The sequence below is a fragment of the Sandarakinorhabdus sp. genome (genome assembly GCF_032115815.1).
In the GTDB taxonomy this organism is placed as follows: domain Bacteria; phylum Pseudomonadota; class Alphaproteobacteria; order Sphingomonadales; family Sphingomonadaceae; genus Sandarakinorhabdus.
The window spans coordinates 1-10,681 of sequence record NZ_JAUMBI010000177.1; the positions used below are offsets into that span (position 1 = coordinate 1).

11 protein-coding genes, 1 tRNA gene and 1 pseudogene are annotated in these 10,681 nt (G+C 65.0%); 3 read left to right on the forward strand and 10 right to left on the reverse strand.

What is annotated here, in order from left to right:
- Positions 1-539: NAD(P)H-dependent oxidoreductase (locus tag RT662_RS10320; RefSeq protein ID WP_313670625.1), on the forward strand; the 539-nt coding region annotated here is incomplete at its 5' end.
- Here RT662_RS10320 and RT662_RS10325 read toward each other — a convergent pair.
- The 10 genes from RT662_RS10325 to folK all read right to left on the reverse strand — a co-directional run bounded on the left by RT662_RS10325 (position 536) and on the right by folK (position 9,036).
- Positions 536-1,381: a diacylglycerol/lipid kinase family protein gene (locus RT662_RS10325; protein ID WP_313670626.1), complete on the reverse strand. Its 846-nt coding sequence runs from the start codon at positions 1,379-1,381 to the stop codon at positions 536-538. The genes RT662_RS10320 and RT662_RS10325 overlap by 4 nt on opposite strands.
- A 71-nt stretch (positions 1,382-1,452) precedes the next feature.
- Complete coding sequence (locus tag RT662_RS10330) at positions 1,453-3,099, reverse strand: acetolactate synthase large subunit (RefSeq protein ID WP_313670627.1); 1,647 nt, start codon at positions 3,097-3,099, stop codon at positions 1,453-1,455.
- A 3-nt stretch (positions 3,100-3,102) separates the two neighbouring features.
- Positions 3,103-3,591, reverse strand: a complete 489-nt coding sequence (locus RT662_RS10335) for a DUF4188 domain-containing protein (RefSeq protein ID WP_313670628.1) — start codon at positions 3,589-3,591, stop codon at positions 3,103-3,105.
- On the reverse strand, positions 3,591-4,949 hold the full coding sequence (gene gdhA, locus RT662_RS10340) for an NADP-specific glutamate dehydrogenase (RefSeq protein ID WP_313670629.1): 1,359 nt from the start codon (positions 4,947-4,949) through the stop codon (positions 3,591-3,593). The genes RT662_RS10335 and gdhA overlap by 1 nt, the downstream gene beginning before the upstream one ends.
- A 140-nt stretch (positions 4,950-5,089) precedes the next feature.
- Complete coding sequence (locus RT662_RS10345) at positions 5,090-6,205, reverse strand: patatin-like phospholipase family protein (protein ID WP_313670630.1); 1,116 nt, start codon at positions 6,203-6,205, stop codon at positions 5,090-5,092.
- On the reverse strand, positions 6,205-7,044 hold the full coding sequence (locus RT662_RS10350) for a metal-dependent hydrolase (RefSeq protein WP_313670631.1): 840 nt from the start codon (positions 7,042-7,044) through the stop codon (positions 6,205-6,207). Before RT662_RS10350 ends, RT662_RS10345 begins: the two co-directional genes overlap by 1 nt.
- Positions 7,041-7,466 (reverse strand): FKBP-type peptidyl-prolyl cis-trans isomerase, encoded by a 426-nt coding sequence (locus RT662_RS10355; protein ID WP_313670632.1) that lies wholly within the window; start codon positions 7,464-7,466, stop codon positions 7,041-7,043. Before RT662_RS10355 ends, RT662_RS10350 begins: the two co-directional genes overlap by 4 nt.
- 56 nt (positions 7,467-7,522) lie before the next feature.
- The gene (locus RT662_RS10360; protein ID WP_313670633.1) at positions 7,523-8,314 is read right to left on the reverse strand and encodes a dienelactone hydrolase family protein; all 792 of its coding nucleotides are present in this window, start codon (positions 8,312-8,314) and stop codon (positions 7,523-7,525) included.
- A 121-nt stretch (positions 8,315-8,435) separates the two neighbouring features.
- A tRNA-Lys gene (locus tag RT662_RS10365) sits at positions 8,436-8,512 on the reverse strand.
- Between the two features lie 35 nt (positions 8,513-8,547).
- Positions 8,548-9,036, reverse strand: a complete 489-nt coding sequence (gene folK, locus RT662_RS10370; RefSeq protein ID WP_313670634.1) for a 2-amino-4-hydroxy-6-hydroxymethyldihydropteridine diphosphokinase — start codon at positions 9,034-9,036, stop codon at positions 8,548-8,550.
- Between the two features lie 29 nt (positions 9,037-9,065).
- On the opposite strand from folK, the gene RT662_RS10375 reads away from it, so the two are divergent.
- Both RT662_RS10375 and RT662_RS10380 read left to right on the forward strand, forming a co-directional pair.
- On the forward strand, positions 9,066-9,713 hold the full coding sequence (locus RT662_RS10375; protein ID WP_313670635.1) for a uracil-DNA glycosylase: 648 nt from the start codon (positions 9,066-9,068) through the stop codon (positions 9,711-9,713).
- Between the two features lie 277 nt (positions 9,714-9,990).
- Positions 9,991-10,681 (forward strand): annotated as a pseudogene (locus RT662_RS10380) (IS630 family transposase); the annotation flags it as partial.

Here is a 10,681-nt window from a genome sequence, read left to right on the forward strand (position 1 = left end):
CCGATGGCAGTTCGCTGTGCAGTGCGCTGGCCGCTGCCGCTGCCGAAACGGCGAGGGCGCGCGGGGCGGAGGTGCGGGTGATGCAGCTTTCCGCGATGGATTTCGATCCCAATCTGGCCCACGGCTACAACAGCCGCATGGCGCATGAACCCGATATCGTGGCCTTTCTGGATGCCATTCGCTGGTGCGACACGCTGTTCCTGGTCCACCCGCTGTGGTGGGGTGCGGCGCCGGCCAAACTGAAGGGGCTGATCGACCGCGCTTTCCTGCCCGGCATCGCCTTTGCCTATGAAGGCGACGGGCATTTCCCCAAGAAATTGTTCGAAGGCCGCACTGCCCGCGTGCTGATCACCGCCGATACGCCGCCCTGGTATCTGTGGCTGGGCTATCGCAACGGCTGGCCCAATGTGCTGCGCCGGCAGATCCTCGATTTCGTTGGTCTGAAGGTTACGCACCTGAAAGTGGTGGGCACCATCCGCGATGCCACGCCGGCCCGCATCGAGACCTTCTTCGCCGCAGCACGCAAACTGGCCGGCTAGGCCAGGGTGCGGATATAGCGCAGATCGGACCAGCCGGGCACGAAGCGCACTGGCGGCGACAGGCGGCGCAGTTCGCCATCGAACAGGCATCGCACCGTGCGGCGGCGCCCCACCACCAGTTCAGGTGCCGTGAACGCCGTCACGCTGGCGGCGGCGCGCCAATCGTTCAGCAGCCAGTTCACCGCCACCGCCATGGCATCGGCCAGTCCGCGGCCGGAAAACAACGCCACTTCCAGGCCCTGTTCGCCCGGCATCACCAGCACGCCGGGGTTGCGGCCGGGCTGGCCGGCCACCTTCACGCCGCCCAGAAACCCACGCGCCAACGCCAGCCGCACCGCCTGCCACACGCGCCACAGCCGGCCATGACGGGCATTTTCGCGCGCCAGCGCCCAGCGAGTGAGCGGTCCGATGATGATGCGGCAGTAACTGGTATGACCAGCGGCACGCACCACCGGCACATGGGCAAGCATCCCCTGCCCGGCCGCCGCCACGATGGCTTCCGGCGTCGCATCGCCGTGCAGCGCCTTTGGCAGCAGATTCATGGTGCCGCCGGGAATGGCGAGAAACTGGCCATCCCAGCCCTTGGCCGCAGCGCTGGCCGCCCCCAGCGTGCCATCACCGCCCATCACCACCAGCGTATCGATGCCCGCGAGTGCGGCGGCAACGGGCGCCGGTTCACGCGGGAAATCACTGCTGCCGGCGATGGTCGCCCCGGCTGCCTGCAAGGCCGTCTCGAGCGCGGCTACACGGGCTTCGTCTGTGGAACGGCTGGCCCGATTGGCCACCAGCCATACTCGACCCAGCGGGCGGGCAGGTTCGGGCGGGTGCGGCGCGGGCTCCATTGGTCTGCCGTGCCGAGTGTGGGCGGAACGGTCAACGGGGTGGTGTTACGCAGGGCAAACTTTCCTGGTCATCACAGTTTGGCGCTCAGCTCCTTGATATCCTTGTTCAAGATCCGGTCATTGTCGCTGTAATCCACCGGGCAGTCGATCAGATGAACGCCCGGCGTGTTCAGGCAGTGCGCCATCAGGCCGGGCAGCATGTCGGCGCTGGTGACGCGGTGGCCGTGGGCGCCATAGGCTTCGGCATATTTGACGAAATCCGGGTTGCCATATTCCAGGCCCCAATCCTTGAAACCCATGTTGGCCTGTTTCCAGCGGATCATGCCATAGCTGCCGTCGTTGAGGATCAGCACGGTGATGTTGAGGCCAAGGCGCACGGCCGTTTCCATCTCCTGGCTGTTCATCATGAAGCCGCCATCGCCGCAGATCGCCATCACCTTGCGGTCGGGATAGACCATGTTCGACGCCATCGCGCTGGGCAGGCCGGCCCCCATGGTGGCCAGCGCATTGTCGAGCAGCACGGTGTTGGGGTGGTAGGCCGTGTAGTTGCGGGCGAACCAGATCTTGTAGACGCCATTGTCGAGCGCGATGATGCCATCGTCCGGCATCACCTTGCGGATTTCAGACACCAGATATTGTGGATAGATGGGGAAGCGCTGATCGTCCACGGCGGCATCGCGGTGGGCGACTTCGGCAGCGCGGGCGGCCAGCATGGCGGCAAAATCCCAGTGCGGCTGCACCCGGATCGCCTCTTTCAATTGCCACACGGCGTTGGCGATATCGCCGATCACTTCCACCTGCGGAAAATAGACCGGGTCCACTTCCGCCGAACGGAAGCTCATGTGGATGACGGTGGTGGCATCGCCGGCCATGAAGAAGGGCGGCTTTTCAATCACATCATGGCCGATGTTGACGATCACATCGGCGCGGCGGATCGCGGCGTGGACGAAATCCCCCGCCGACAGCGCCGCACAGCCCAGGAACTGCGGGTGGCGTTCGTCAATCACGCCCTTGCCCAGTTGCGTGGTCAGGAACGGGATGCCGGTCTTTTCGATCAGTTCCAGCAGCATCTTGCTCGTCATGGTGCGGTTGGCGCCGGCACCGACGACCAGGATCGGCGATTTCGCCGCCTCGATGGCGCGCACCGCGGCCAGCACCGCCTTGGAGTCCGCCAAGGGCCGGCGGGCATAGCTCGGCTTGAACGGCACGGCATCGGTGGGATCGTGGGCGATATCCTCCGGCAGCTCCAGATGGGTGGCGCCGGGTTTTTCTTCCTGCGCCAGCCGGAACGCTTCGCGGGTACGGGCCGGGATATTGTCGGCACTGGCCAGTTGGTGCGTGTATTTGGTGATCGGCCGCATCATGTCGACCACGTCGAGAATCTGGAACCGGCCCTGCTTGGATTTCTTGATCGGCTTCTGACCGGTAATCATCAACATCGGCATCCCGCCCAGAAAGGCATAGGCTGCCGCCGTGACGAAATTGGTGGCCCCCGGCCCCAATGTGGCCAGGCACACGCCAGCCTTGCCGGTGTGGCGGCCATAGGTGGCGGCCATGAAACCGGCACCCTGCTCGTGCCGGGTCAGGATCAGCTTGATCTTGGTCGAGCGCTGCAGGCTGTCGAGGAAATCCAGATTCTCCTCGCCCGGCACGCCGAACACATATTCGCAGCCCTCTGCCTCAAGGCATTGCACCAGCAGATCAGAGGCCTTGGTCATCACTCATTCTCCTGAAATCTGCACCTGGCGGCGGCCATCGGCGCGGGCGCGCGGACCGGTGGCATCGTGGATCGTGCCCGCCGCCGCCAGGCCATAGGCCGGCATGTTGTTGTAAACATTCTCATACTGGCCCGGCTCGATCAGATAGGTCTCGTGCCAGATGCCGACATCGCCATTGCTGCCCACCGCCTTGTTGAAGCGCGTCCAGGCCGGTAGGTGGAGCTGGTCCCGCGACGTCGCAAAGGCCTGCAGATGATCGAGGCTGCGCCAATATTGCACCAGCATCGTGGCCGGAAAGCCGAAGTGCGTGCGGTTGTGCAGCAGGCCCAGTTCGGGCTTGCGCGACAATTCGGCGATCATCGGCCCCATCGCGCTGAACGTCGGCCCCCAACTGCCCACTTTCCACAGCCGGTTGATGCGGATGCCGATCAGGAACAGCACGAACGGGCCGTCGATCTCGGCGCAGATGCGGCGATCGATGATGCCGGCCATCAGACCACGCCGAAAGCCAGCATGGCATCAGCGACCTTCTTGAATCCGCCGATGTTGGCGCCCTTCACATAATCGGTGTGGCCATCGGCGCTGCGGCCATATTCAAGGCAGCGATCGTGGATGCCGGACATGATGTCCTTCAGCATCGCCTGCAATTCCTCTTCCTTCCAGCTCATGCGCGCCGAATTCTGGCTCATTTCGAGGCCAGACACAGCGACGCCGCCGGCATTCGACGCCTTGCCCGGAGCATAGAGGATGCGCGCCGCCTTGAAGATGTGCACGCCATCCAGATCGGTGGGCATGTTGGCGCCTTCGGCCACCGCGATGCAGCCGTTCTGCAGCAGCAGCCTGGCCTCCTCGCCATTCAGTTCATTCTGGGTGGCGCAGGGCAGCGCCAGATCGCAAGGCACCCCCCACGGCCGCGCGCCATTCCCGTGGAAAGTCGCGCCCTTGAACTCCGCCGCATATTCCGAAATGCGGCCACGCCGGTGGGTCTTGTGGGTCTTCACCCAGTCGATCTTCTCCTGCGTGATGCCATCGGGATCGTGGATGAAGCCCTCACTGTCCGAAAGCGTCAGCACCTTGCCGCCCAACTGCACGATCTTTTCGGCGGCATGCGTCGCCACATTGCCGGAACCGGAGATCACCGCCGTCTTGCCCGCCACGTCCATGCCTTTTGATTTCAGCATGTTCTGCAGGAAGTATACCGCGCCATAGCCAGTCGCCTCGGTGCGGATCAGGCTGCCGCCCCATTCCAGCCCCTTGCCGGTAAGCACGCCGGTGAAATGGTTGGTGATGCGCTTGTACTGGCCGAACATGAAGCCGATCTCGCGCCCGCCCACGCCGATATCGCCAGCCGGCACGTCCACATCAGCCCCGATGTGGCGATACAGCTCGGTCATGAAGCTCTGGCAGAAACGCATGATTTCATTCACGCTCTTGCCCTTGGGGTTGAAGTTGGAACCGCCCTTGCCGCCGCCCATCGGCAAGCCGGTGAGCGCGTTCTTGAAGGTCTGTTCGAATGCCAAAAACTTCAGCACGCTTTCGGTGACCGACGGGTGGAACCGGATGCCGCCCTTGTAGGGGCCGATGGCGTTGTTGTTCTGCACCCGCCAGCCGCGCTGCACGCGGATATTGTTGTTGTCATCCTCCCAGCAGACGCGGAACGACACGACGCGGTCAGGCTCGGCGATGCGGCGCAATATCTGGGCTTCGTGGTACTTCGGCTTGTCGCCGATGAAGTCGAAAATGTCCTCGGCCACTTCGGTCACGGCCTGCACGAATTCCGGTTGTCCGGGATTGCGGCGGCTCACCCCTGCAATGAATCCCGCCAGATCGACATGATCGCCAACGCCCATGATGATTCTCCCCCGGCTACTGAGTCAGACGCAGGCGCGCGTCCCCAGTGCTGTTCGCCAATCGCCGGCTTATGATGCCGGTCAAATTGTCGCAGCCGGTAGCGTATCAGAAATTCGACGCCGGCATAGGGGCGGAATATTCAGGGCGTGGCGGTGGCGTCAAAGCTCCACACGCCCGGCCCGTCCGGCAGGCCGGCCCAACCGCCACGCTCCAGCATGGTGGCCACATCGGCTTCGCCATGGCGCCAGTGCGTCAACATGGTGGCTCTGCTGAACTCGCGCCCCTTGGCAGCCCCTTGCCAAGGCTGATCACGATAGACGAGTTGCGCCACCACCACGCGGCGGCCGCGCGCCAGCCGGTCGAGCAGCTGGGCATCGGCGCTGTCGCGCAGCTCGGGCGGCAGCTTGGCCGCCAGCCGCGCCCATGCCCGGCGCGGTCCGTTCAACCGCGCCTGGGCATCGGTGGTGAAGCGGGTGCGGCTGGAAAAGCGGATATCGGCGGCGCGTTCTTCCACGTCGGCAAGATTCTTCGGCCGCGGCCCCCGCGCCGGGAACAGATCGAGCTGGAAGATGGCCAGATCATCTTCATCATCATGATCAAGCACATGATCGAGGGGCGTGTTCGACACCAATCCGCCATCCCACCACAGCTGGCCATCAATCTCCACCGGCGGCAGGCCCGGCGGCAACGCGCCCGATGCCATCACGTGGCGCACATCCAGACGCTGCTGGCTGGTGCAGAAATACTTGAAATTGCCGGTTTCGACATTCACGGCGCCAACCGCAAAGCGCACGGCGCCGCTGTTGAGCAAGTCCCAATCGACCAGTTCTTCCAGCGTCGCCTTCAGCGCGCCGGTATCATAGAGCGCGATCTGGCCCGGCCACCAACCCGGCAACCACGGCCAGCGCGGGCTGAAGAAGCCCGGCGCGCCCAGCATCGCCGTCGCCGCGGCCGCCCATTGGTGGCGCAGCCCTTCGGACTGGTTGTTGCCGGTGGAATCACCCGCCAGCCAGCTCAGCGCCGGACTGCCGGTGACGCGTTCCCAGAACATCATCAATCGTTCGCGCCGACGCTCTGGCGGATTGCCGGCGATCAACGCGCCATTGATCGCGCCGATCGAGATGCCGGCAACGACTTCGGGGCAATAGCCGGCGTCATCCAGCGCCGCGAACACGCCGGCCTGATAACTGCCCAGCGAACCGCCACCCTGCAGCACCAGCACCGGCCGGCCTGGCAAGGTGGGGATGCCGGGCATCAGACGGCGACTAATGCGGGCGCCGCCTCGTGCGCGGCGATCAGGGCGCGATCATCATGGTCCCACGGATGGAAACCGGGGCGGAAATAACTGGCCCACGGCAGCGCCACCTGCCGCAGCACGCCGGGAGACCCCAGCAGATACCACCACAGCTGCGCCTTGGCCCGCCAGCCGGTGATGCCATCCTGCGCCAGCAGCGCCAGCGCATCCTTCACCCGATTGGCGATGAAATTGCGGGAAACGCGGAAGAACACCAGGCTGCGGATCGCCCAGCGCTTCGCCGGTTTCAGGCTGCGGGTGATGTGCATGTAGGTATCGAAGGCGACACCCTTGTGCTCGATTTCCTCGATGGCGTGCCACGTCCACATCGCGCGAGCTTCCGGGCTCGCCCCTTCGAACTGGCGGCCGCCGCGCGCCAGCATGGCGTGGGCGAAGATTGCGGTGAAATGCTCCAGGCTCACCGTCACCAGCAGTTGCGCCACCGGATGGGTGGTGCGTGCCTGCACCAGACTGTCGGCGATGCGCTTGTCGATGGCGGCGATGTCGTAACCCGCACCGCTCACCTGCCGGTTGAAGGCGACGTGCTCGCGGGTATGATGGGCTTCCTGTTTCACGAACGCATCGATCTGCGCGGCAAGTTCTGCCGGCACCTGGTCGCGAAACCGCCGCACCGTCTCGATGAAGAAGGCTTCCCCGGCCGGGAAACTGGCCGACAGCGCATTGTGCCAGGCAGTGGCGACGGCATCGCCGCCCAGCCACCACCGTGCGCGCACTTCCTCCCGGCCAAAGCGCAGATTGCGCGGGGTGATGGCCAGATCGGAAGGTGCCCCACTGGTCATTGCTGCACCGCCAGCAGTTCAACGTCGAAAATCAGGGTCGCGCCGGGCGGAATCACGCCGCCGGCACCGCGTTCGCCATAGCCCGCCTCAGGCGGCACGATCAGGGTGCGCTGGCCGCCGATCTTCATCCCGGCAACGCCTTCGTCCCAGCCCAGGATAACCTCGCCCAGGCCCAGCGTGAAGATGAAGGGCTGGCCACGATCGCGCGACGAATCGAACTTGGTGCCCTTGCCGCCATCGATATAGAGCCAGCCGGTGTAATGCACCGCCACCGCCTTGCCGGGTTCGGCGATGACGCCGTTGCCGGCCTTGACTTCGGTGACACGGGTGCCGCCGGGCAGCACCGCTTGCTGGGCAGCAGCGGTGGTGGCAGCCAGAGCGGCAACAGAGGCAGCGAGAGCGGCGATGGAAGCAGACGACATCAGTTCATGACCTTCATTGCAGTGCAGCGCCGGTGTGACTGCACTTGGCGCCGCAATCAAGGGGTTGTTCGGTCGCCAAGGCCCAGACGATACCGCAGAAAATCGATCACCCGGGTTTCGGCGGCCTTGCCGGGGCCATCGTCGGGCAGGTGCACGGTCAGAACGCTGTGCGGATCCATGCCAGTGCCGGTGCGGGCGTGTTCGTCGTCCAGCTCGATCGTCTCCACCCGGCCGGGGAATTCGCGCTCGTAGCGGCGGAAACGCGCATCGGGCACCAATTTGTCGGACTTGTAGCGCAAGGCGAGCAGCGACAGATCTTCCGCCGCGAAACGCCGGCGGGCGCAGGCGATTTCGGCAGGCGTGGCATCGATGCTGCCGGCCTTCGCGCCCTTGATCGGCAGGCTGGGCTGGCTCAGCACCGGGGCGATCACGCTCGGCTCCGTCATCATCGCCAGCGCGAATCCGCCAGTGAAACACATGCCCAACGCGCCCACGCCCGGCCCGCCGCACTCTTCATGCGCCTGTTTGGCCAGCGCCCGCAGCCAATCGACAATCGGGCTGGAGCGGCCATCGTTCCATGCCGAAAATTCGCGGCGGATGCAGATGTTGAGGAACAATTGCACCGCCGCCGCGCCCTTGGTCGGCACTGAACCCGGCGTGCCGAACAGGCTGGGGCAGATTACCGTCATGCCAGATGCGGCCAGCCGGTCGGCAAAATCGATCACCAACGTGTGCAGCGCCGGAACCTCGTGGATGACGATCACCGCCGGGCCGCTCCCGCGCCGATAGACAGGGCGGGTGTAAGGGCCGGCGGTGAAAGCGCTGAGGCTGTAGTCGGACAATGGCATGGAAGCTTCCCCCTTTGAGCACAGTGGTACTGGGGCTGCGTGTTGGCAAGGCTTGGGCCATGCTGGCGGGGCCGCGCTTGCGCGAGTCTGGCGGCGGCACGCCGCCAGCCGCATTGCGCGGTGGTGGGTCCTTCGGGACTTGAACCCGAAACCTACCGCTTAAAAGGCGGGCGCTCTAACCGATTGAGCTAAGGACCCCCACAAACCAGTGCTGGCACACGCGGGTGCGCACATCAGGCGCGGGGCAGGCCTTTAGGGCGAAGCGCGCGAGCGTGCAACTGTCTTGCGCTCAACCCCGTCTGCGGATGCCGCCATTCGGGCGCGACCAGCACCAGAGGATCAAGCACGAAACGCCGTTCAGCAAGGCGCGGGTGCGGCACGGCAAGGCCGGGCAGGCGCAGTTGAGTAGCGCCGGCGGCAAGAATGTCGAGATCCAGCACCCGGTCCCCCCAGCGTCGCCCGCCCCTGCGGCCAAAGTCCCGCTCGATATCTTTCAGCGCACGCAAAAGATCAGGCAGGCTGCCACCCCACGCCAAAGCCGCCACCGCATTGGCATAACGGCGGCTGCCCGGGCCGATCGGGGCCGTCGCGAAGATCGACGAGACGCGCTCCACCTGCCCCAGCCCGGCCAATGCCGCCAGCGCCGCGCGCACGACGCCCGCCGGCCGGCCATGGCGGCCGTGGCAGCGGTTCGATCCCAGCGCGACAAGCACGATTGCCATATGGGCTGAAGCCCCTACAGGCATAAATCATGACTGACGAGACCACACTTCACCCCGGCACGCCGCCCCGCGATTGCGACCTCTGCCCGCGCCTGGCAGCCTATCGCGCCGAGCAAATTGTTCGCCACGCCGGATGGTGGAACGCCCCGGTGCCACCATTGGGCGATGCTGGTGCCTGGCTGGCCATCGTCGGCCTCGCGCCCGGCCTGAAGGGCGCCAACCGCACCGGCAAGCCCTTTCACGGCGATGAAGCCGGCAAGATGCTGTTCGGCACGCTGGCGGCACTCGGGCTGGCCACCGAAACGCCGGAAGGCTGGGATGCGCCGGGCCTGTTCATCACCAACGCGGTGGCCTGCGCCCCGCCCGGCAACCTTCCCGAAACGGCGGAAAAACATAACTGCCGGTCATTCCTCACAGAACAACTGGCAGCCCTGCCCCAACTGAAAGTGGTGGTGGCGCTGGGCGAAACCGCCCACCAGGCCACGATCAAGGCGATTGGCGGTAAGCTGCCCAAATACCGCTTCGGCCACGGCGTGGCGCACAAATTGCCGTCGGGCGTGATGCTGGTGGACAGCTATCATTGCAGCCGATTGAACATCAACACCGGTCTGCTGACGCCGGACATGTTCAAGGCGGCACTCGAAACGGCGGTGGCGGCGGGCGGCCCGCAGGCCTGAGCGCACTGTCCTACAGGAGCAAAGCCTATCATCGTGGCGCTGTCCGGCTTTGCGGCGCGGATGGATGCAGGCAGAAAAAATCCCCAATTCGATACGAATCGTCAAAACTGGCAAAATTGGATTGCTGATCTGCCCGGCGCCCGTTGGGCTTCCGGATCCGAAATTCGGCTCTTTGAAATTCTCTAGAGCGGAATTCGATGTCGTTGAATCGATGAGGGATTCCCAGGCTGGCTGAAATCTGATTCAGAATCCCTGCTGGTTAAGGAGGCCGGCAGGGATGGGTCGAGCCTTATCGGTGGATTTGCGCGAACGCGTGGTTGCAGCGATCGACGACGGGCTGTCCTGCCGGGCGGCGGCAGCGCGCTTCGGGGTGAGCGCTGCGAGCGCGATCCGCTGGCGGCAGCTTGCGCTGCGTACCGGTAAGGTATTGCCTGCCCGTCCAGGTGGAGACACCCGGTCTGGCCGCATCGAGGCGCATCACAGCTTCATCCGCACGCTGATCGAGACGAACTCGGATCTGACTTTGGACGAGATCCGCGATGCGCTGGCAGCGCGCGGCGCGTTGGTGAGCGTTGCAGCGGTCTGGCGGTTCTTCGACCGCCACAACATCACGCGCAAAAAAAGACCGCGCACGCCACCGAGCAAGAGCGGCCCGACATCCTGAGCCAGCGCTGGGCTTGGTTCGAGGGTCAGCTCGACCTCGATCCCGACCGCCTGGTGTTCATCGACGAGACCTGGGCGAGCACCAACATGGCACGCCGCCACGGTCGTTGCCTGCGGGGCGAGCGACTTCGGGCCAGCGTCCCCCATGGCCATTGGAAAACAACGACGTTCGTCGCCGGCCTGCGCAACACCGGCATGATGGCGCCCATGGTGCTCGACGGCCCCATCAACCGCGATGCCTTTACCGCCTATGTGACCCAGGTCCTCGTGCCCGAGCTCTCGCCCGGCGACATCGTCATCATGGA

What these genes read in the sequence shown, in the direction of transcription:
- gdhA (WP_313670629.1), bottom strand. Translation starts at nt 4,949, where the DNA reads ATGGGCGTTGGCGATCATGTCGATCTGGCGGGATTCATTGCAGGGGTG.
- RT662_RS10345 (WP_313670630.1), bottom strand. Translation starts at nt 6,205, where the DNA reads ATGCCCGGCATCCCCACCTTGCCAGGCCGGCCGGTGCTGGTGCTGCAG.
- folK (WP_313670634.1), bottom strand. Translation starts at nt 9,036, where the DNA reads ATGGCAATCGTGCTTGTCGCGCTGGGATCGAACCGCTGCCACGGCCGC.
- RT662_RS10330 (WP_313670627.1), bottom strand. Translation starts at nt 3,099, where the DNA reads ATGACCAAGGCCTCTGATCTGCTGGTGCAATGCCTTGAGGCAGAGGGC.
- RT662_RS10350 (WP_313670631.1), bottom strand. Translation starts at nt 7,044, where the DNA reads ATGACCAGTGGGGCACCTTCCGATCTGGCCATCACCCCGCGCAATCTG.
- RT662_RS10355 (WP_313670632.1), bottom strand. Translation starts at nt 7,466, where the DNA reads ATGTCGTCTGCTTCCATCGCCGCTCTCGCTGCCTCTGTTGCCGCTCTG.
- RT662_RS10375 (WP_313670635.1), top strand. Translation starts at nt 9,066, where the DNA reads ATGACTGACGAGACCACACTTCACCCCGGCACGCCGCCCCGCGATTGC.
- RT662_RS10325 (WP_313670626.1), bottom strand. Translation starts at nt 1,381, where the DNA reads ATGGAGCCCGCGCCGCACCCGCCCGAACCTGCCCGCCCGCTGGGTCGA.
- RT662_RS10335 (WP_313670628.1), bottom strand. Translation starts at nt 3,591, where the DNA reads ATGGCCGGCATCATCGATCGCCGCATCTGCGCCGAGATCGACGGCCCG.
- RT662_RS10360 (WP_313670633.1), bottom strand. Translation starts at nt 8,314, where the DNA reads ATGCCATTGTCCGACTACAGCCTCAGCGCTTTCACCGCCGGCCCTTAC.